Annotated in this window: 24 protein-coding genes, 1 other RNA gene and 2 pseudogenes; 5 read left to right on the top strand and 22 right to left on the bottom strand. The window is 32.7% G+C overall.

Features of this window, described 5'->3' with window-relative positions; translation table 11 throughout:
• Nucleotides 1-27: 27 nt before the first annotated feature.
• The 16 genes and pseudogenes from FPB0191_RS03245 to smpB all read right to left on the bottom strand — a co-directional run bounded on the left by FPB0191_RS03245 (nt 28) and on the right by smpB (nt 11790).
• On the bottom strand, nt 28-1458 hold the full coding sequence (locus tag FPB0191_RS03245; protein ID WP_052236727.1) for a DNA primase family protein: 1431 nt from the start codon (nt 1456-1458) through the stop codon (nt 28-30).
• Nucleotides 1459-1637: 179 nt separating this feature from the next.
• Nucleotides 1638-1775 carry a hypothetical protein gene (locus FPB0191_RS12110; RefSeq protein WP_162485150.1) on the bottom strand — a complete coding sequence of 46 codons (138 nt, stop codon included), beginning with the start codon at nt 1773-1775 and terminating at the stop codon, nt 1638-1640.
• Nucleotides 1776-2194: 419 nt separating this feature from the next.
• Nucleotides 2195-2545 (bottom strand): immunity protein YezG family protein, encoded by a 351-nt coding sequence (locus FPB0191_RS03235; RefSeq protein ID WP_039103993.1) that lies wholly within the window; start codon nt 2543-2545, stop codon nt 2195-2197.
• 2 nt (nt 2546-2547) lie between these two features.
• On the bottom strand, nt 2548-2757 hold the full coding sequence (locus tag FPB0191_RS03230) for a DNA/RNA non-specific endonuclease (RefSeq protein ID WP_272866971.1): 210 nt from the start codon (nt 2755-2757) through the stop codon (nt 2548-2550).
• Between the two features lie 267 nt (nt 2758-3024).
• Nucleotides 3025-3405, bottom strand: a complete 381-nt coding sequence (locus FPB0191_RS03225; RefSeq protein WP_052236726.1) for a hypothetical protein — start codon at nt 3403-3405, stop codon at nt 3025-3027.
• Nucleotide 3406: 1 nt separating this feature from the next.
• A pseudogene (locus FPB0191_RS03220) lies at nt 3407-3634 on the bottom strand (DNA/RNA non-specific endonuclease); the annotation flags it as partial.
• Nucleotides 3635-3870: 236 nt separating this feature from the next.
• Complete coding sequence (locus tag FPB0191_RS03215; RefSeq protein WP_052236725.1) at nt 3871-4233, bottom strand: immunity protein YezG family protein; 363 nt, start codon at nt 4231-4233, stop codon at nt 3871-3873.
• Nucleotides 4234-4235: 2 nt separating this feature from the next.
• Nucleotides 4236-5933, bottom strand: coding sequence for a DNA/RNA non-specific endonuclease (locus tag FPB0191_RS12105; protein ID WP_202965372.1), 1698 nt, complete (start codon nt 5931-5933; stop codon nt 4236-4238).
• Between the two features lie 558 nt (nt 5934-6491).
• A complete protein-coding gene (locus FPB0191_RS03205) occupies nt 6492-7010 on the bottom strand; it encodes a GNAT family N-acetyltransferase (RefSeq protein ID WP_202965371.1) in 519 nt (172 codons plus the stop codon).
• 462 nt (nt 7011-7472) lie between these two features.
• Entirely contained in the window at nt 7473-7658 is a 186-nt protein-coding gene (locus FPB0191_RS12515; RefSeq protein ID WP_419185258.1) for a phage integrase central domain-containing protein, read from the bottom strand.
• 169 nt (nt 7659-7827) lie between these two features.
• The gene (locus FPB0191_RS11620; RefSeq protein WP_052236724.1) at nt 7828-8034 is read right to left on the bottom strand and encodes an integrase arm-type DNA-binding domain-containing protein; all 207 of its coding nucleotides are present in this window, start codon (nt 8032-8034) and stop codon (nt 7828-7830) included.
• A 357-nt stretch (nt 8035-8391) separates the two neighbouring features.
• Nucleotides 8392-8862, bottom strand: a complete 471-nt coding sequence (locus FPB0191_RS03195) for a pyridoxamine 5'-phosphate oxidase family protein (protein ID WP_052236723.1) — start codon at nt 8860-8862, stop codon at nt 8392-8394.
• An 851-nt stretch (nt 8863-9713) separates the two neighbouring features.
• Nucleotides 9714-10077: a transfer-messenger RNA gene (gene ssrA, locus FPB0191_RS11875) on the bottom strand.
• A 48-nt stretch (nt 10078-10125) separates the two neighbouring features.
• Nucleotides 10126-10494 (bottom strand): DUF488 domain-containing protein, encoded by a 369-nt coding sequence (locus FPB0191_RS03190; protein WP_039103984.1) that lies wholly within the window; start codon nt 10492-10494, stop codon nt 10126-10128.
• 66 nt (nt 10495-10560) lie between these two features.
• Nucleotides 10561-10998 (bottom strand): META domain-containing protein, encoded by a 438-nt coding sequence (locus FPB0191_RS11615; RefSeq protein ID WP_052236722.1) that lies wholly within the window; start codon nt 10996-10998, stop codon nt 10561-10563.
• Nucleotides 10999-11307: 309 nt separating this feature from the next.
• Nucleotides 11308-11790 (bottom strand): SsrA-binding protein SmpB, encoded by a 483-nt coding sequence (gene smpB / locus FPB0191_RS03180; RefSeq protein WP_039103983.1) that lies wholly within the window; start codon nt 11788-11790, stop codon nt 11308-11310.
• A 73-nt stretch (nt 11791-11863) separates the two neighbouring features.
• On the opposite strand from smpB, the gene FPB0191_RS03175 reads away from it, so the two are divergent.
• The 5 genes from FPB0191_RS03175 to FPB0191_RS03155 are packed head-to-tail and all read left to right on the top strand — an operon-like array spanning nt 11864 to nt 13819.
• On the top strand, nt 11864-12298 hold the full coding sequence (locus tag FPB0191_RS03175) for a type II toxin-antitoxin system RatA family toxin (RefSeq protein WP_039103981.1): 435 nt from the start codon (nt 11864-11866) through the stop codon (nt 12296-12298).
• A 6-nt stretch (nt 12299-12304) separates the two neighbouring features.
• Complete coding sequence (locus tag FPB0191_RS03170) at nt 12305-12592, top strand: RnfH family protein (protein WP_039103980.1); 288 nt, start codon at nt 12305-12307, stop codon at nt 12590-12592.
• Nucleotides 12593-12594: 2 nt separating this feature from the next.
• Complete coding sequence (gene zur / locus FPB0191_RS03165; RefSeq protein WP_039103978.1) at nt 12595-13050, top strand: zinc uptake transcriptional repressor Zur; 456 nt, start codon at nt 12595-12597, stop codon at nt 13048-13050.
• An 11-nt stretch (nt 13051-13061) separates the two neighbouring features.
• On the top strand, nt 13062-13418 hold the full coding sequence (locus tag FPB0191_RS03160; RefSeq protein ID WP_039103976.1) for an EamA family transporter: 357 nt from the start codon (nt 13062-13064) through the stop codon (nt 13416-13418).
• Nucleotides 13418-13819, top strand: coding sequence for an EamA family transporter (locus FPB0191_RS03155; RefSeq protein WP_039103975.1), 402 nt, complete (start codon nt 13418-13420; stop codon nt 13817-13819). The genes FPB0191_RS03160 and FPB0191_RS03155 overlap by 1 nt, the downstream gene beginning before the upstream one ends.
• 586 nt (nt 13820-14405) lie before the next feature.
• Here the strand turns inward: FPB0191_RS03155 and FPB0191_RS03150 are convergent.
• The 6 genes and pseudogenes from FPB0191_RS03150 to FPB0191_RS12505 all read right to left on the bottom strand — a co-directional run bounded on the left by FPB0191_RS03150 (nt 14406) and on the right by FPB0191_RS12505 (nt 19845).
• Nucleotides 14406-14606 carry a hypothetical protein gene (locus FPB0191_RS03150; protein WP_039103973.1) on the bottom strand — a complete coding sequence of 67 codons (201 nt, stop codon included), beginning with the start codon at nt 14604-14606 and terminating at the stop codon, nt 14406-14408.
• Nucleotides 14607-14615: 9 nt separating this feature from the next.
• Nucleotides 14616-17612, bottom strand: a complete 2997-nt coding sequence (locus tag FPB0191_RS12255) for a pyocin knob domain-containing protein (RefSeq protein ID WP_052236721.1) — start codon at nt 17610-17612, stop codon at nt 14616-14618.
• Between the two features lie 10 nt (nt 17613-17622).
• On the bottom strand, nt 17623-18264 hold the full coding sequence (locus FPB0191_RS03140; RefSeq protein ID WP_039103971.1) for a hypothetical protein: 642 nt from the start codon (nt 18262-18264) through the stop codon (nt 17623-17625).
• Nucleotides 18265-18452: 188 nt separating this feature from the next.
• Nucleotides 18453-18641 (bottom strand): annotated as a pseudogene (locus tag FPB0191_RS12510) (hypothetical protein); the annotation flags it as partial.
• A 571-nt stretch (nt 18642-19212) separates the two neighbouring features.
• On the bottom strand, nt 19213-19653 hold the full coding sequence (locus FPB0191_RS03130; protein WP_039103969.1) for a hypothetical protein: 441 nt from the start codon (nt 19651-19653) through the stop codon (nt 19213-19215).
• Between the two features lie 48 nt (nt 19654-19701).
• Nucleotides 19702-19845 carry a RusA family crossover junction endodeoxyribonuclease gene (locus tag FPB0191_RS12505; RefSeq protein WP_419185257.1) on the bottom strand — a complete coding sequence of 48 codons (144 nt, stop codon included), beginning with the start codon at nt 19843-19845 and terminating at the stop codon, nt 19702-19704.
• Nucleotides 19846-20014: the final 169 nt, after the last annotated feature.

The raw sequence follows: 20014 nt of genomic DNA, 5'->3' as shown, positions 1-20014 counted from the left end.
AGTAAAATTTATAATAAACCATGATATTTAACTTGGCTTTTCTGCTTTGGGTAGCCAGTCTTCACTCGTACTTAAATTAAGTTCTAAATTAGTTTTAACCCCTACAGAAAAGCGCTTTTTCATGTATTGCTTGCCGTTCTCGTTCATTGCATAGTTTAAAGATTTTCCGAACTGGGTAAGGGTTAGGTGGTTACTTAGTCCTATATTACGGATATATTCAACATAAGCATGGTAAAGATATTTCTTCGGACTAAATGGATGTATACCTAGATTACCTATTAACATACCGTTAGGGTTATCTAGCGCGTTAAGATAACTACAGAAATCGACTAAATGGTCAGATTCTCGCTTAATTATCATAGCTTCTTCTGATTGTTGCTGTTTGTGTAATTTTTCTTTAGCGTCATTAGGGTTAGCGAATTCATTTAATAGCAATCTAACAATTGAGGGGAGTTCTTGCCTGATTTTGCTAACCAATTGTAAGTCTCGTTCTTTTTCAGGTATAACCTTGCTAAAGTGAAATATTACCCTTCGCCTTGATATGCCACCGTTGCGGTCATTAAATCGCATGGCTTCGTTGTTAATTACTAGTACTACTGCCGGAATCTTACAGGAATAAGGCTGCTTGTGTTTAGGATCGATTGCAACTTCATCACCGCCGGTAATTGCTTTTAACCCTGCACCACTCCCCATATATCGTGGTTGATCTGGTAAAATAATAAGAGAGTAACCAACTACTAAAGCCCTATCCCTTGCCTTTTCCAGTGATTCCATTGTACCTATAACAGTATTATTTTTGCCTGATAGCATAGTTGCGATTTCAGCAAAAACACTTTTACCGCTACCACCTGCGCCCGTTACCTCTAAAAATAATTGCCAATCGTAACGGTTGGCTAATATCATATATAACGCAGCTAGTATGTTTTTAGCCTTATCTTGATTATCTGATGCTTTATTTAACCATTTAGCGAAGTTCGGCGCGTGAGTTTCGAAAGATTCTCTTTCTTTGGCAGGGTAATAATCAATATCATTACTCACTAATAACCAATCTTGTTTGTTGTGAGGTCTAAAAGTTTGTGTCTTAAGATCATAAACACCATTTTTAAAACAAATTAAATCCTTCTGAGAACTCCCCATAACAGGCAAAGACAATCTAAGAGACTCTACAGCCGAACTTATGCGCATAGGGTTAAATGGCTCACCTGCTTTACTAAATAACTCGGCTAATGTCCGCATTAAGACTTTATCGCTAATTGGTTGCCATGTATTAGCTTGATAATAGTAAATATCATTAGTAGTTAAATTAATAGCTAGGTTATTGTTATAATACTCATTTAATAGCTCGGCGCGCTGACTGGATGCCATTTGTGATAAATTCATGACTGATAAGTCTTTTTTAGGATTTGTCAGGTTTTTATTAACAGCTTTTATAGGGTTTTGATCTTCAAGTTTTTTCAAGTTGTTAGTATTTGTTAAGGTTTGAACGTTAATTTTTGATAAGTTTTTATCAAATAAACCTGAAGTTTTCTGAAGTCCAAACTGTTGCCAATAACCATTGATCGCCTTGGCTGCTTCTATAGCTTTTTCTTATATTGTCCTCTTTTACTTTTAGATAGTTCAATGCCTATATCTAATAATTATTGACCTCCAATCTTGTATAGAGTTTCTCTCCATTTTTGCGTCCCTGTTATATTTATAACAGCTTTTAAGGCTCGTTTTTTTACTGGTTCAGGAGTAACTTCTTTATCAATCAAAGTATAGGCTATTGTGAACATAATATCTGCTGCCCCTTTCTCATAATGATACCCACTATAAGAAGTTAGACAACGATTGATAAAGTTTCGGTAAGAACGAAAATCAGCTAATTTATCTTCTGGTATTTCTTTGATTTTTATATAAGGGTCTAAACCGCATAATAGTTAAGACATTTCCTTAGAATCAATCATTGGTAACTTTGTAGCTTGTTCAAAAATTCCCATTCTTGCAAAACTTACCATTCAACTTCCTACTTGCTTAATAAAAATTATTTGCTCTGGTTCGCGAATGTTAGCCTATCAGCCTAGAGGCAAATAATAAGAATTTAGCACACACTTGGATACTTATGGCACTGTATTTATATTTATATTCATAAAATATGCTTATGTTTGGATTTGCTATTATCAAATTAAGCTCAACTATCTAATGATTAAGATACTTATCGTTCTTCATCTTCATCAATAAATGGTTCATACTTAAATTCAAAATTAATTTTTGAATTTTTAATATCTATCTCAACGATACAACCCGCCCAAATTGGTTTCCCATTAGTAAGATTGTTATCAAGAAAATACCTTTTAAGTTCTAGCATGGTGTAAAAAATATCATCCGTAGCTCTAGAATCTACCACAAACTCTTTTTTATTGTTTTTATTATCCAAATAATAAAAATAGTAACCTGCAGCATCATTTTCTTCTGCAATTTCTATACCTGTTACTATTTTTACCGCATCATCTGGACAACTTATAACTAAAATTTGCCCGATTTTATTATAAAGATCATCTATCATATTTATTTACTCGCTTTGTTATAAAATTCTAAATGAGAAGATCCTTTATTATCAATAGAATACGATACTCTAAACCTATTTGGTCTTATATCTGTACCTTCATATAACGGCTCTATCTTAACTTTAACTGTTTTACCTTTTCGTAAGGCTTTAGCCCATCTATTTTCTAGCTTTTTCCATAAGCTACGATTAAGATTTGAGTTCATTGGCAGGAAATTAATTTTTTTCTATGATCAATTTAGCTAAAATGCAATTAAGCCAAATTCTCGTAAAACTTTCTATTCATCCTTCTACTTGTTCAATAATAAATATTTGCGCCAGTTCACTACAATCGTGAATGTTCTGCTATCAGCCTAGACGCAAATAATAAGAATTTAGCGAACAGTAAGATACTTATAGCACTGTATTTATATACATAAAATGTGCTTATGTTTGGATTTGCTATTATCTAATTAAGCCTAACTATTTAATGATTTAGATTACTCGTCGTCATCATCACCGTCATACTCACTATAAACATCAATAAATGGTTCATACTTAAATTCAAAATCAATTTTAGCATTTTCAATATCAACAGTTATAATACAACCTATCCATGCAGGTAAGCCATTAGTTAAGTTATTATCAATATAGTATTGCCTAAGCTTTCTTACCGCTTTGATTAAAGGACTCGTTATATCACTATTCAATGTATACCAATTTAATTCATCATTTTGATTATAATAATCAAATATACAGGTACAAGCATCCATCTCTGGGGTAAATTCTAATTGAGCAATTACTTTTTTTGCTCCATTAGGTGATGATTTAAAAAGTAATTGCCCAATTTCATTATTTAATTGATCGTCTGTTTTTGTCATTTTATCCACCTGCTTGGTTTAATAATACTGTCTTTACCCAACGCCTATTATCAATAGAATATAATACGTCAAAACTCTCTGGTCTTATATCTGTACCCTGATATACAGGCTCTATCTTAACTTTAACTGTTTTACCGTCTCGTAAGGCATTAGCCCATCTACTTTCATGCTTTTTCCATAAGCCACGATTAAGATTTGAATTCATTGGCAGGAAGTTAATTTTTTCGTATGATCCATTTAGTTAAGATGCAATTAAGCCAAGTTCTTGTAAAACTTGCCATTCAGCCTTCGACTTGTTCAATAATAAATATTTGCGTCAGTTCGCTACGTTCGCAAATGTTCGGCTATCAGCCTAGACGCAAATAATAAGAATTTGGCATACAGTAGAATGCTTATAGCACTGTATTTATATTCATAAAATGTACTTATGTTTGGATTTGCTATTATCTAATTAAGTCTAACTATTTAATCTTTAAGATCGTCACCTTCAAAAAGAGGGATAAATCGTTCATACTTAAATTCAAAATTAATTTTTGAATTTTTAATATCTATCTCAACGATACAACCTGCCCAGATCGGTTTTCCATTAGTAAGATTGTTATCAATAAAATACTTTTTAAGTTCTAACATGGTGTAAAATATATCATCCCTAGCTTTAGATACTGGTTTAAATTCCTTCTTATTGTTTTTATTATCAAAATAATTAAAATAGTAAGAAACAGCATCATCCTCTTTTGCAATTTGAATACCCGTTACTATTTTTACCGCATCATCTGGACAACTCACTACTAATATTTGCCCTATTTTATTATAAAGATCATCTATCATATTTATTTACTCGCTTTGTTATAAAGTTCTGTATAAAAATTACCTTTATTGTCAAAAGAATACGATACTTCAAATTTATGTGGTCTTATATCTGTACCCTCATATAAAGGTACTATCTTAACTTTAACTGTTTTACCTTCTTGTAATGATTTATACCATCCATTTTCTAGCTTTTTCCATAAGCTACGATTAAGATTTGAATTCATTGGCAGGAGGTTAATTTTTTCGCCTGAGCCATTTAGCATTGACGCGATTAAATGCCCGCCTTCGTCACCGTCTATCCCTTGTTTACCTGCTTTCAATTGTTGGTAAGTGTTTCTGTCTAGTGTATCAAGTTTAAGCGTCGCCTCAACTCTTACTACTCTTCCTAAATGGTCTGTATCATATATCTTATTACCGTCTACAATATACCTTGTGTTAGGTTCGGGATTATTAAGCAATTCATTCCAATTGCCTTTACTGCCTGATTCGGTTTCTATCGTTACAATTTTAAGTTTATAGTGAACTCTCGTTCTAACGTCCGATATCATCCATTTGATTCTTGAGTACTTTAAAGCTCGCAATGAATGGGCAAAGGGTTCAGCAAGCCCGCCTATCAATAACCCTTCTAAAACATTTTTTAAACGTCCTTCCGCTGCGCTATCATCTGGATCGGCTTGTAAATACTCTGTAACTGGGTTTTGTAATTCTTTGAATGATTGGACTAGATTAGAGAGGCGTTCTTCGTGAGGGGCAAAAACTGTAAAATCTGTGATACCGCCTGCTATCGCGCCTTTACCTAGCTCACCCATTTTCGATATGGGTTTGATAAATTTTAGCGTCCTAGATACAGGAATAAAACCAATTAGAAATTGGCTTACACCACGAGTAAGCGCACCTGATATGGTTTCCGGCTCTGGAACTTCTCCCAATTGGATAGGGTTTTGTGTTTCAACGTTAAAACCATACTCCATAATGAGGTTTGTTGGCGAGGTATCCCATGACAAATCGGACACTGACTGCGCAGCATCACGAATCCCCCCTAATATTTGTAATGGTATATCATAATACCAAGGACGATCCTCTTGCTGCTTATCGAACACTATATCAACATATTTGGCATTTATGGGTAAGCTAACATAAGCGTAACCGTTATTATCTAATGTCCCTTGCTTAAGCATCTTTTGACTGGCATTATCAAAGATAGTAAACGGTTGATTAGCTAGATTATAAACTGTCAATTCTATGTAGTTGTCTTGAGCCTTACCGTAACGCATTTCCAGCTCATAAGCCTTTACTTCGTCAGGGGTTAATTTGCGGGGTGTTCGATTACTCTTTGAGTTTATAACATCATTTGCTGGTTGCAATAAGCCAGAATGGTATTCGGTAGGCATCTCAAATAAAATTGCGCGCTGTGATTCTATCGCTTCTTTTAGTGCGGCAGAGAATTTTTTATCGTCTTTATTATAGGTATTGCGACCATAATATAAACCAAGCGCTTCGAGAGTGGGATATAGGTTTTTACATTCATCTTGATGTTTAACGCAATATTCTACAATTTCATCTATTTTACTACGATAATCATAATAAACCGGTCTGAGTTCATTAAATTCGGTAATAGTGTTAGAACTTAAAGAGATAGAACTAAAGGGTGAGTCATTTTCTTTCTGTTTTTGGTATTCTTGCCACTGCTTTGCTGTTATTAATACATAATTCTTCATAAGATTTATAATTTTTATATTTTATATATTATTTCAGTTATCTAAATTTACTATTTACAGCATGGATTAGCAATGATTAAATTGTTTATCTTTTAGTCGTCTTTAAAATAACGGAGCTATAAAATTTTTGTAGTGATTACCTAACTTATTGATTCTTCCTCAATCCTCCAATGGAGGGGGAAGTAGAAAGTGAGTAATAAGACACGCGTAAACCACCCACTACCTTTCATTTTAACGCTAACCCGATTTTTTTATTTTTCCATCCCCTTTAAATGGATTTTTTATCAATAAAATCAAAAATCTAAAAATTGAGTAGCTCTTTTTATGGACTCAAGAAACTATAACCTAGCCAAGAGAAGAATGTTTAAAATTTATGGAATAGGTTTAATGCTTTAGAGCCTATAGTGATGTTAAGTATAGTGGTCAAGTATTTTTGTACAGCAAAAAAGTTGCCCCTAAAACAGGGAAATAGCGATAAATAGTCACTTATCTAAGGGTATTTAGGTGATAGGAATTTAATTTGAATGAAACTTTACCGTACAAAGGTCTTAATAAAAATCAAAGTGGTTTATACATATGGTAATTTATCAGTACCTGATTCTTTCTGTATATTTTGTTAGCTCGCTTTATTTTAAAACCCCATTTTTTGAAAATTGGCATGGCTACTTTTGAAGCATCTACACTTAATTGTGAAAGCTTTTTCTGGTGAGCCAAGTCAAGCACATGGTCATAGAGTTTTCTAGCTATGCCTCGCTTTTGAAAGTCAGGATGCACGTAGAAACAGTCTATGTAACCGTCATCTTTAAGTTCAATAAACCCCGCAAGGCGTGAGCCAAAGATAGCCATCCAAGGCTGAGTGTTATCTAAACGTTTTAACCACATCTGATAATCTGGTGGTGTTGGGCACCATGCTTCTTGCTCTGCTTTGCTATAAATATCGGTATCAATAGCATGAATAGTCGAATGAAACAAATCGCATATTTCAGTGGCATAGAGTGGTGAGTATGGTTTTACTTCGATTTTAGATGCAGCATCTCGTTTAAATTCTGTTGTATAACTTCGACGGTTCATTATCATGGTTCTTCTCATTTTTATGATGTTATTTTACCACCTTATTTGGTGTATGGAATTATTAAACCACTACAAAGAAAACCTTTATATCTAGGAGGGGGAGGAACAAAAGTTCATAACGAAGCATCCCAAAAATCACCCGTACCCATTCATTCCAGCGCTAACCCGATTTTTTAGTGTTATCCTTTACGTAACAATTAACCTTAAACATGGTATAAATCATTATAGTTAGATTAAATATTTTATTATGATCAAGAGAAATTATAACATATTGATTATTAAAAAATTGAATATTGAGGTTGTCTATAATGTTAATATAAATCACATTGTTACATATGTGATCTAAAAAGAATAGATGTATGTATAGTAATGAATACTTATGAACACTTAAAAAATAAGTATATTTTGTTGGGCTTTCGAATGCATCTTTAATCTTGACCGCTGGGTTAGTCTTGATTAAGCCCACATTCACAGCATAAACATAATTTCATTAATGCGTTGGCAGAGTCTTTTAATCGTTTCTAATTTGCCGTTTGTTCTTAATGGCTCCATAACTTTGGTGAAGTCCTTTGCCTTTATTTTGAAGATGGCACTATTACCTATGTAAGGAAAAATATGTAACTCTAATGAGTTCCAAATACCTTTTAATGTAATTTCACTTAATCCTTTACTGCTCTTAACTTTAAACCAGTCAATAGCTGCTTTTTTAAATGTGCTGGTTATTTCGTCTTGCTTGCGCTGTTCGAGTTCTGCTTTATGTACTTGAGGATCTATACTTTGTTTAATAAGTTCTCACGCTTCATCTCTTAGCGTTCTTATTTGTTTAAGTGATATTTCTGGATAATTTACCAAAAGACAATAATGTCTCTTTATTTGATATTGTTTTTTTATATTTAAATCGCCAAAGCTTAACTCCTGTCGATTTAACCAACAAGAAAAGACCACCCCCATCAAAATACTTTTTATCTTTGTTTGTCGCTTTTAATAATTTTATTTGTGTATCAGTTAAAGGGGTAGTTTTGATAGCCATTTATCACCTTTTGTGGTATCTAATCAAAAGGGAGATTTATCTTACCCCAAAATATACCCCCCTCTCTTTTTGGTTGTAAATGTATCTTACTGTTGCTTAATGAATAACAAAATAGGCTTTAATCCTTATATTTATTGATTTTTATGTTTTTTAAAGGATTTAAAAGAATGTTACTGTTTATTGAATAGGTGGCTGGCGGAATCTTAAACGAGTCATGGAAATGCTTATCAATAAAGAGTTTTTTATTTCAATAAACTGAATCGTATACCTAAAACGAAAAGTGACCCTTAAAATTGGGTATTTTTAAAACTCACTTATTTTAGAGTTTTTTACCAGCATTGATATAGCTTTTATAATTCAATGTTTTTTAGCTGTATATGCTTGAACTTCAATTTTAATGACGACAATAGGTTTAACATCACCTTCTGTAAAAGTAAAAGTTTTATTTGGTGCAAATTTATTCATCATTATTTTACATGCAGCTATTTTTGCGGTTGGTTCTTTAATAAATGTCGCATAACCGTTGCCAATAATACTGGCATAATCGAAGGAATATTTGCAGGCTTTTTCATTAGTAATTAATTGATGCCCTGTATCTAGTTCAAAGCTGAGTAAAGGATTTTGTCGAAGTAATTCAACTTTAGTACCAGCTTTAGCGCCATGAATATAAAAAATAATCTGATTATTCGGTGTTAGTTCATAACAGAAATTGACTGGAACAATATATGGGAAATCGCCATTATTCATTGCTAATCTAATTACATCACTATGATCTAAAATATCGATCACTTCTTTGAGATCAGTTATTTCCTTATCTTTGCGTCTCATAAATATCCTTTTTTATATTAAATATAACTTATATTAGTAATAATATAGCATATGCATTTATATGCTTCTAGCAATGATATGACGGTTCATATTAAACCTAAATTGGAACTTCCGCAGAAATTTATACAGTCTTAAAAAATGTGACTAATTAGATCTAGAATGATGCCTCTTTCTCAATATTATTAATACGTTTTATTGCCTTATTGTCGAGTTCGACATTTAAATATATATATCAAAATAATTTTTTAGCGTTGAATATGAGCAATTTAACGTTTGGCTTAATTTAGCTTGTCTAAGAATAAGGTGTTCAATTGCAACTTTTTAATCTGATTTAACCGTTCTTGCAATGTCTTCTGTACATGGTATCCATGTAGATCCGGAAATTTGAATTATGATCTGATTATCAAGATGCATAGCTATGTTGCGTTAAAAGTTACATATTGCGGATGTTTGATGCCAAATTACATGCTGTCTTTAATATTGCTAAATGATAAATCATGTGCCTGCAACTTTACAGCTAAAAGGCTAATTGAAATAATGTTGCACGCTAATCAATAATCTTTCTAAATTTCATTTGTTGACAAAGTCTTTTAACCGTTACTAACTTGCCATTTATTCCTAATGATTCCATAACTTTTATATGTATCTTTTAATAATAGAGTTTTTCTTGCCCTAATAATTAACGATATACAATTTTTTGATATTTAGTATTTTGCATTCGAATATCTAAAGAATACTGTTATAAATGCATCTTACTTATACTTAATGAACAAAAAAATAGGCATTAAACCTTGTGTTTGTTGTTTTGATATATTTTAGACGATTAAAAATAAGATTACTAAGTAGTGGATTGGTGGAGCTGGCGGGAGTTGAACCCGCGTCCGAAATTTCTACATCCTTGGTACTACATGCGTAGTTTGTCTTTGAATTTCGCTTACCCGCTGCGGACAAACACGCCACTGATAAACTAGCTTGATTAAGTTTAATGCTTCCGCCTCAAGCAAGGCTTCCACACGATCTCGTTTGGGTTTGACTCCTCTTGATCCCCGTCCTACGAGCGGAGGCTAGGGAGAGAAGGCTCTATACAGGTTATTAAGCTGCTAGTGCGTAGTTTTCGTCGTTTGCGACTATATTTTGCGGTTTGTTAACGAGGCCTACCGCACCTCGGCATGCACCTTGGGTTTCGCAAATCCCGTCGAATCCAGAATCAGCCCCAAAATGGTTGACACATTATACTTTATTTTAGTTCATTAAACTAGGTATTTATTGATGGGGATTTAATTTATTTAATAAAAAATCACGAATCACAACTGCGTGATTGTGCTGTTTATCTTTACTACTATAAAGTAATGTAATTACTTTCTTCTGTCTTAGTAATAAAAATAATGTAAATACAGCCGGATTACTATCTAATTCCAACCAATAATATTTGTAAAATTCAGACCACTTATCAAGATGTTGATGATACCAACGACGAAGTACATGGCTAGGCGCAATCTCTTTTAACCAAATCACACCTTGTAAACGTCGCTTCGTTATTCCTCTTGGCCATAAACGATCAACTAAGTAGTAGGAGTTATTAGGTAATAGCTTCGCTTCATAAATAGATTCTAACTTAATTAATACATTCACTTTATTAGCTTTAAATCGTCAACAAACCATATTTATTAATATCAAATATGGTTTGTAGTAGACATATTAATAACGTTTAATATCTTCTTGCTTATAAATCAAAGTAGTTCGACCTGATCTCAATACTAATTGATCTCCTCTCTTTTCTACTTTAATCCCTTGAATAAACATTTTACTAATTTCAACATCTAACATATTAAGTACGGTTTCACTACAAATTGCTCGAGTCATAACTAAATTATCAGCATGCAAAATGCCATTACGGTAAGTTGCAATACCATTAAAATTATTACACATTTTACCAACGACTTTTAGTCTATCATTTTGCACTAAAGGATAGAATTCAATAACAGGTGGAGCTGCGACGGTAAGTACATTTGTACTAGCTGTGGACAATACATAACGGTGACCCGCCAAATCATCATTTGATGTTTTATTGCTTGTACAAGCTGATAATAAAGCTGCCGTTCCTAGAACTGCGCAAATTGTCGCTAACTTTTTCATTTAAAACCCCTTATCATTCATTATCATTCAATTTACTTAAAATATTAAAATATTGAGTTTAATTAAATAGTTAAACCCATAATACTAAATTAACATAAATTAAATATTCTGTATCTATTTGTAATAATGTTATTAACTATCAATGAGTTAAGAAATATTAAAGCTTTTGGGAATAATAAGTAATGTAAATTTGGAGTTTTAGTTAAGAAATTAAAGGATGGAAATAAAAAAGTGAGTAGTCTTATCAAACTACTCACTTTTATTTTGACTTTATTTATTTTGACTTTAATAGTTAATTAACTATTAAATTTAGCGATTAGCATTTTTCATGATACGTGCTTTATTAACTTGCCATTCACGATCTTTTGCATCAGCTCGTTTATCGAATTGTTTTTTACCTTTGGCAACGCCTATTTTAATTTTAGCCCAAGCATTTTTCCAATAAAGCGATAATGCTACAACCGTGTAACCTTCTCTATTGATTTGACCAAATAAAGAACTTAATTCTTTCTGCGTTAATAATAATTTACGTGTACGTGTTGGATCACAAACCACATGACTCGATGCGACATTTAAAGGAGTAATCGTTGCACCAAATAACCATGCTTCCCCCCCTTTTAGTAACACATAACTATCACTAATATTTGCTTTACCGGCACGTAATGACTTCACTTCCCAACCTTGTAGGGATAACCCTGCCTCGATTTCTTCTTCAATGAAGTATTCATGGCGTGCGCGTTTATTTAATGCTATTGTAGCCGAACCAGGCTTATGTATTTTTTTCTTTGTCATAATGTGAGATATTATAAGTTTACATGCTACTATATGCTACAACTTTTTACATCTTATTTAATGATTTAATTTTATGACTCATATTTATCATGAAATAATGGAGCCATATTCAGCTCAACAAATGTTCGATTTAGTCAATGACATTAATGCTTATCCACAATTTGTGCCTGATTGCATTGACACTGGTGTTTTACAACGTGATGATAATCTTCTTCTAGCTTATATTGAAGTAGAAAAATTCGGATTTAAAAAAAGATTTACAACACTTAATCGACTCAAAGAACCCTCTAAAATTGAAATAACATTGATTGATGGACCTTTCAAAAAGTTAATTGGTGCTTGGACGTTTACACCAATTTCAGAAAATCAATCAAAAATTACCTTTGATCTAACTTTTGAATTTAATAGTAAATTACTTGATATGACTTTTACACCAATCTTTAAAGACATTATGAAAAATATGGTAATTGCTTTTTCTAACCGAGCTAAACAACTTTACGATAGATAATATGCTATGATGATTAATATTCAAATTGTATATGCATTACCAGAAAACCCAACTATCGTTGATGTACAGATTAACGAAGGTTCAACTGCATTAGAAGCAATTAAGAAATCTAATATTGTTACAACATGCAATCTTGTTTTAGATCAACATAAAATTGGTATTTTTGGCAATCTGGTTAATTTAGATTATTTACCAAAAGATGGAGATCGGATCGAAATTTATCGATCACTCATCAATGATCCGAAAGAAATAAGGCGTAGACGTGCTAATGCCAGTAAAAATACGATGAATTAAATATGCAACTATCTCAACAAAACCTAACCATCATTAGTGGAATAGAAAACGTTTGTAGAAAACGGAATATTAAATTGACTAAACAGCGAAAAACCGTACTAATGATTATGTTAAATGCTCAAAAGGCAATGAGTGCTTATGATTTACTTGATTTACTCAAAGTTGAAGAACCACAAGCCAAACCTCCTACTATTTATCGGGTGTTAGAATTCCTACTGCAACAAGGTTTTATTCATAAAGTTGAATCAACTAATAGTTATATTATATGTCCTCACTTTGGGCAACTTAACCATGTTTCTATTTTATTTATTTGTGATAATTGCAAACAAATTTTAGAAACAAATAGTACTCAAATTGAAGACTCGCTTAAAATTCTGGCATCACAGTATCAATTTCAAACCAAGCACAGTGTGATTGAAATTCATGGTTTATGCCAATCATGTCATTGTGAAGACTAGTAGATAAGATTATGACATTATTGATGATTTTATTATGGTTGGGGAATTTATGTTGCGATACAGTTGGACAGATCGCATTTAAATACGCTGCGATATCATCTAAAACTCGTAAGGGATTTAGTTATTGGGTTGACTTACTTTTTAATTATTGGCTTTGGATTGGTATAGCAACCTACGGTATTGGTTTTTTACTTTGGATTGCATTTCTTAGTTATATGCCTTTATCACAAGCTATTTTGCTAGCCTCAGCCAATATCATTACCATTATGATTTGTGGTCGAATTTTATTTAAGGAGCAACTAACGAGCTATCGTGTGATTGGTGTCAGTTTAATTACATGTGGTGTTGTACTGGTAGGAATTGGTTAATGAAGAAATTGTATATTATTGGTTTTATCTGCCTACTCTTTTTTGATACTTTAGGGCAAACAGGTTTTAAATTTAGTGCAATTAATGCTCAGCCTCTTAATTATAACATTACATGGGTAGTCCGTATATTAACAAACAAGTGGATTTATATTACTTCTTTAAGTTATATAGGCGCTTTCTTAACTTGGATGATTTTATTAAAAAAAGTACCCGTTGGACCTGCTTTCGCTGCATCACGATTACAATTAATTTCCGTAATGCTGGTATCTGTCTTTGTTTTTAATGAAGAACTGACAATCAATAGAATTTTAGGGGCTATTATTATTATATTAGGCATCATTTTTTTAGCATTAGCTGAAAAAAAACTAGCTCAAGAAAAACAAAAATGTAACACTGAATAAATCACATTCAAATCTTCGTGTTGCATACTACGCTTTTTATATCAGGAATAATGTACCATTCAACCGATCTTTTAACTAATCATTATTTATTTCTAGGTTAAAAACCAATTCACTATGCATTAAAAATAACATCCAAATGTATCAATTGTGATACATCTGACAAAACAAAAATAAATAAACCAATAAACACAATATAGCGTCATTAATAGCATTGTAATAAATAATATTCGCGTTACTGTGCAATAAATAAATTTAGTAACGCGAATGTATCATCTATTTGCGAGCTGTATTGCAGTTATATCAATACTTGATTTACTCACTCTAAAAAAATATATCATTAAATAAGCATTAATTAATTTAAATCTCTTAACATGATCACTATTGAATACATTAAAGCCATCTATATTCGTTTCAACCATGATAAAAATGCGGTCATCAAAAACGGTGTATACATAATTGATTGCCGTTTAGGATGACAACATGATTCTTTATAACGGTGAAAAATACAGAATAGAAATAGTTAGATTTAAAAATTTGCTAGGATCAATTGAGTATATAAAATAAGCAATGCAAATAATTTATTTTATTAAAAACCTTTCAGTATCAAAAGAATTTTACCGTTTTTTTCATCTACAACTCGAATATCAGAATTTCTGCCAAAGGACTCTTGCAAAACGCCAAAGGAGTATAGCTCTATATCCCCAGTATCAGAATTTAATGAAAACGAAAAATTCTCTAAGCCAATATTTCTTTTACCATTCTTATTGAAAATTGTTATTTTATACATTATATCTTCCTATTTTTCTGGTTGTAATTCTTCTTCAAATACTGTGGTTTTAACACCATCATTATATGTTAGTCTCAACACTACTTTTTTGAATGAACCGTCAGGGTTGATTGCTGAATCTTTGGCGTAAAGAATAAAAGTAAGCTCATTACGCTCGCCAAGATTAAAATCTATATCGGAATCAGCTGTTAAATACCTATTTGATTGAGTTAGTAAATACGCTCCATTTTCATCACGAAAACCTCGCCATTCCCTAGAAGTTTCACTCCCATCAACCCCTATCTTATAACTGACCCAACTCATCCCAAAAGAATAATACTCTCCATTTTGGACTATCTCAGCTCTTACTAATGTCCTTGCTCTTTTGACATAATAATTTCTTGTTCCTGTTAATTCACTTTCTCCAATATAATCATCATTGATTGGTGCAGTGAAGTTATATCGAAAATAAAAATTATTATAGTCTGGGCGTGTGCGTTTCGATATAAAGGTAAGTTCTGGTACTACTGTTTGAGGATTAACGTAAGATAACTTATCACAACTACTCATTAAAGAAAACGCATCTACAGAATCTGGAATATCCAGATAAACATTACGGCAATACTTAGTCCCACTTTTGTCTGCATTGTAATATTTGAACCTAAACTGACCACCGTAATAAAGAACTGGAAAAGTTAACTTAAAATACTTGTTTGTCGATGAGGATGAAACTTGCTCTAAATACTCATCTCGTTTTTCTAATACCCATTGTTTAAATTCAGCTAGTTTTACTGGCTTTAACGTATTCTTATTAATAAGAACTAGGTTAAAACCGACATTTATAGGATCATCTTGATCTGCAAACTTTATATTTTCATAAGTAAATGAAGGAGAATACGGGAACATTTTATTATCTCTATTAGGATAGGATTTCTGATAAACTAAAGCCCAGGCATAGTCTTCCACATCTGTTGGGAAAATTAATACTTTGTTATCGCTAAATTTAATTTCGTAATCTTTAATATTCTGATAAGTGTTATAATTATAGTGTGCTGAGTATGTTGTCCGACTAGGATACAATATATCAGAAAATACTGGCGAGGTTACACCATTCTCTGTTTCATCAGAGACGCTAACATAAACCCCATCGGTTGGTGTCAAATAATCAATTCGTAAACCAGAACTAATATCATGTGTTATTTTTAATTCTTCGATAAGTTTTTTTAGCCTAGCAGAAAGGCTTATACTCATATCATCATCATCGTTGTAATCTGAAAATGAAAAATTATAATCAACGAAAGAATAAACTTGTGATGTAATTTTTTCATCTATGCTAAAGTAAAAATTATAGGATTCTTTACCATCATAATAATAATATTCACTGGCCATACCGCTGATATTAGGATTACGCCATTGTATATCTGGAGGAGTCTTACTTAGATCATTTATACCAACTAGCGGCTCCCGAATTTCTGCCGAATAATCCTCATACTCAATATTACCATTACCATCTTTGACTTGAATATACTCAAACAATAACCTTCTCAATAAAACCTTCACACCGACACCGAAATAAACAGCAACCGTTTTATAAGTTTTATTATTCCAATCTCCTTCTAAATCATCAAACAAAATAATAACCCGCCCTTCTTTGGGAGGTCTAACTTCAACATTCTCTCTAAACAAATAACCCGAAGTATAATCAGATATAAACTCATTATAACTGTCCCACTTTTCCCAAGGAATAAGGTTGAAAATATTCTTAAGCCGAAAATCAAGAATAAGGTCTTTACAATCATCAGCGCTATACCTAGCATCAATAATATACTCACTTTCTATCACGTTTTCATTTGTGCTTACCCATTTCTTTTTTTTGCGAATATATGAAAAACCATTATCAGGTGCTTCATCAATTCCAGTCTTCACATTGATGTTACCTTGCTCGTCAGGAATATCTCCATTGATTGATTTTACTACGCCCGTATTAAAAAAAGTCTTCATGGCTTCAGTCGTGGATTTTGAGGAGGTTAATACCCCATCTTTATCCTGCACAACCATCACTAAATCATCTGGTTTAATATCGTCAGCATTAGGCAAATCTGAAACCTTTTTTAATTCTACTTTGGGTCCCGTTATTTTTTTTTCTTCCCAAAGCGACCACACGATAGGACTACCCAATCCGTATCGACGGAATTCTGATGTTGAGTTGTACGGCAAATATATTTGGCGGCAACTAGTAGCATCAACACCATTTTTAATGACAATCAATGAACCTGCTTCCTCGATTGGGTAGTTGTTAGCAAATGTTGCGTTACTGCTTACATTTTGACTATGCACTCCGTTACTTGTGACATCATCAAGATTGATAATGTCATCGAGAAAATGACTAGTCACAGCAAAGGCACCCACATCATCAGCATTAAGCGCGTCTTTTTTAGCTAAATCACCTAGTCCTAAATTATTTCTTGCTGTTTCAACATCATTTAAATCAGATAAATTATTATCAATCTTTAGTGTTTCAGAGATTTTTTCTTCAAGTTCTTCTGTTGCTTTTTTTAGCCTGCGTGGAGTTATCATTTTAGTTTTACTTGTCCCATTTTTTATTTCATTATAGGTGGCCTCTGCAAATATAAACTCTTGCCATTTTTCGCTATCCTCTCCCGGCGTTGAATTATTGTTATCCACAAGTGAAACATAATTTTTAAAATCTTCTGTCTCATTTTGCCGATAACTAACCACCGTTCCTGCTGTATACAAAAATGGCGTTCCATCATTATCCTCTGATGTAATGAATTCTGGAAAAGCCATGGTCTGGTATTGTTTAATATTTGAGGTAATATCATTTAATATTCCATTCATAACATCACGCTCAACAGCTTTTGCATTTTTGTCTATTTCCATGTCTCGCTGATAGTCAACGCTCCAACCCTCTTGGTAACTAACGGTTCCGTCACTTGTGGTTTTTTCGGCAATTTCTACCTTATCACCATTTTCCGCAAATGGTGTTTTATAAAATTTTTGTTTCATTTGGTTAATCCTATTTGGTTAGATAATTATTATTTTCTGTTATAAGAACAAATTGATGATCTTCAGTCATTAATGCTTTTTTATTTTCAAACTTTAGGAGTAGCGGAATGGGGCGTGAAATAATATTGATCGTGCTACTAATTGGCGTCATTAACTGTGCTTTGCCCACAACAGCATAAATACCTTCTAATTTGTGATCATCTGAAAATTTCCCATTTTTATCAGTGACAAAATAACGGCTAATCGTATTGTTATTGCGGTCCGTATAAGTCACTAGCACATTAATGTTATCCCTTGAAATATCATTATCATTAACGAAAAGCTCACCATATGTGATGTTAGTTATCTCATCATGATAAAAAGTGATATAGCCGTAATAATCGCCGGCTTTGTCACCATTCCAGAATGGTGCACGGTTATAGTTTTGGTTAAATCCACCAAAACCAAATGGTTTATATGTAGATACGCAATACCCGCTACCAAATTCCAAATAATCACCTACATTATTTGATATTGAAAATTTGAGTACTACTTCTGGAGAGATAGCGGGCTTGGGTGAAGAAAATCGCAAAATTAAATCATGTTGGCGAACGCTATTACTGACGCCTAAACTTGATGTATTTGCGTTATATTGTTTAATACTGATAGTCACATTAAACTCCTATAATCGTTCTATTTTAGTTTCAAATTTGGTTATTTTCTAAATCACAGGCGTTTTGATGTTTTCGTGATGAATGTAAACATCAACATGTCATTACAATTAACCGTTGCGTTATCACCCAGAACTGGAAAGGTAATAATTTCTGTGATTCTTTCTAGATTTACTTGATAGGTCATTAATTACTGCTGAAACCCTTGTGATTCAATTATTTCAGCCATTACTTCCGCAAGCTCTTTACACCTCAAAGCATTAGGATTTCGGAAATCTTCTTGCAATGTCGCTGTAATCTTGATTTTGGATATAAACTGCTTTTTTATTTTACTTACCCGATTGCCACCTTCGTTGTATTTCTTATACTTAGGAAATCCATAGCGTTCTTTTGAAGACTATCAAGCTATACGACAGTGACGTGATAGTGACGGACGCTTTATGATTATGAACGGTATCGTGTAATATGTTAGGATCTTTGCTTGTTATTCACGTCATGAGCATTGATTACCTTCGGTGTGTTGCTGTACATCGTGGGCGCATGTTAAATATTAAGGAATAGAATTTTGTGGCACTTCTGTATCGGTTTAACGTGTTGTGTCCGCGCTTACTCCATTCTTATCAAATTAGGTTAATCAGCGCATTTCTTCCACTGACCTAATCGATTATCCATGTACTTTAACATGCGCTAAAGCAATCAAACCTCTATAGTGGTATTGGAGATCATTGTCTTACCATTAAACTAAATTCATACTTATAAAAATGGCTTGAACATTGTGACTCGAACGCAAACTATTTGCGTCAAAGTCTGATGTGCTGACCTATTACACTATATTCCGATAATAAAAAACCCTAGCCGATTAAGCTAGGGTTATATAGTGGCTCCCATGGCACTATATCTATTTTGTACTAAATGTTGGCAAGATTGTCAATACTTTGTTTTAATTTAATTTAATTTAATTTATTTTGTATGTGTAGTTCAACGCGCAATCTCATATCACTAATTGTTCTCCTTGGTCGATTGAAATCAGGTGACATTTGCCCATCATTACGAGTTATATAGTACTCTGTTCCATTAAGAATAAATTTAACTCCACGGTAATATTGGGTAAATATCTGACGTTCTACACAGTCAGGACTATAATCATTTAAAGCTTCACTAATCGCGTTAATATCTTGCTCTAATTCATCATATGAAACGCATCTGACGGTAACTAATTTATATTCTTCCATTGCCCTATAGATAACATTTTTTCTGTTATATCCCAATTTAGTCCACTCTCTAGTTGCAACGCCCCAGCAATAAAACAGCTCTTTCAGGAAAGGACCTATTTTTTCATCACGTTTTTTTAGTAAAAAACTGTTTACTCGTCTTGATGGCTTCTTAACCATTGGGTTCCTCCTTTAACTCTGTAATAGCCAATTCTATTTTTCCATTCTTTATAACTTCTTTGCGTTCATCGGAATGATGTCTATTATTTGCTCATCATCAAACAATACATCCCTGTGAACTAACGCCTTAAAAATAGCTTTATTTAAATTATTTAAGTCACGTTTACGTCTATCTGGCTTATCAGTATTAATATTGATTCTTAAGTGACCTTAATAGATTCTTATTGAATTATCGCAGTTACACCTTCTTCCACTTACAAAAAGAAAACTCCACTCACTTTTTTGAACGCATTACTCTCAGCTAAATCATCAATGGGAACATTGCGACTCAAACGCAAACTTTTAGAGTCAAAGTCTGATT

The sequence above is a fragment of the Frischella perrara genome (genome assembly GCF_000807275.1).
Classification (GTDB): domain Bacteria; phylum Pseudomonadota; class Gammaproteobacteria; order Enterobacterales; family Orbaceae; genus Frischella; species Frischella perrara.
The sequence above is the reverse complement of the archived record's forward strand: the minus strand, read 5'-3'. Positions and strand labels throughout refer to the sequence as shown.

Bases quoted from the DNA above. Each gene is read 5' to 3' on its own strand.
- FPB0191_RS12110 (WP_162485150.1), bottom strand. From the start codon at position 1,775: ATGTTCACAATAGCCTATACTTTGATTGATAAAGAAGTTACTCCTGAA.
- FPB0191_RS03235 (WP_039103993.1), bottom strand. From the start codon at position 2,545: ATGATAGATGATCTTTATAATAAAATCGGGCAAATTTTAGTTATAAGT.
- FPB0191_RS03225 (WP_052236726.1), bottom strand. From the start codon at position 3,405: ATGACAAAAACAGACGATCAATTAAATAATGAAATTGGGCAATTACTT.
- FPB0191_RS03215 (WP_052236725.1), bottom strand. From the start codon at position 4,233: ATGATAGATGATCTTTATAATAAAATAGGGCAAATATTAGTAGTGAGT.
- FPB0191_RS12105 (WP_202965372.1), bottom strand. From the start codon at position 5,933: ATGAAGAATTATGTATTAATAACAGCAAAGCAGTGGCAAGAATACCAA.
- FPB0191_RS03205 (WP_202965371.1), bottom strand. From the start codon at position 7,010: ATGATAATGAACCGTCGAAGTTATACAACAGAATTTAAACGAGATGCT.
- FPB0191_RS11620 (WP_052236724.1), bottom strand. From the start codon at position 8,034: ATGGCTATCAAAACTACCCCTTTAACTGATACACAAATAAAATTATTA.
- FPB0191_RS03195 (WP_052236723.1), bottom strand. From the start codon at position 8,862: ATGAGACGCAAAGATAAGGAAATAACTGATCTCAAAGAAGTGATCGAT.
- FPB0191_RS11615 (WP_052236722.1), bottom strand. From the start codon at position 10,998: ATGAAAAAGTTAGCGACAATTTGCGCAGTTCTAGGAACGGCAGCTTTA.
- smpB (WP_039103983.1), bottom strand. From the start codon at position 11,790: ATGACAAAGAAAAAAATACATAAGCCTGGTTCGGCTACAATAGCATTA.
- FPB0191_RS03175 (WP_039103981.1), top strand. From the start codon at position 11,864: ATGACTCATATTTATCATGAAATAATGGAGCCATATTCAGCTCAACAA.
- FPB0191_RS03170 (WP_039103980.1), top strand. From the start codon at position 12,305: ATGATGATTAATATTCAAATTGTATATGCATTACCAGAAAACCCAACT.
- zur (WP_039103978.1), top strand. From the start codon at position 12,595: ATGCAACTATCTCAACAAAACCTAACCATCATTAGTGGAATAGAAAAC.
- FPB0191_RS03160 (WP_039103976.1), top strand. From the start codon at position 13,062: ATGACATTATTGATGATTTTATTATGGTTGGGGAATTTATGTTGCGAT.
- FPB0191_RS03155 (WP_039103975.1), top strand. From the start codon at position 13,418: ATGAAGAAATTGTATATTATTGGTTTTATCTGCCTACTCTTTTTTGAT.
- FPB0191_RS03150 (WP_039103973.1), bottom strand. From the start codon at position 14,606: ATGTATAAAATAACAATTTTCAATAAGAATGGTAAAAGAAATATTGGC.
- FPB0191_RS12255 (WP_052236721.1), bottom strand. From the start codon at position 17,612: ATGAAACAAAAATTTTATAAAACACCATTTGCGGAAAATGGTGATAAG.
- FPB0191_RS03130 (WP_039103969.1), bottom strand. From the start codon at position 19,653: ATGGTTAAGAAGCCATCAAGACGAGTAAACAGTTTTTTACTAAAAAAA.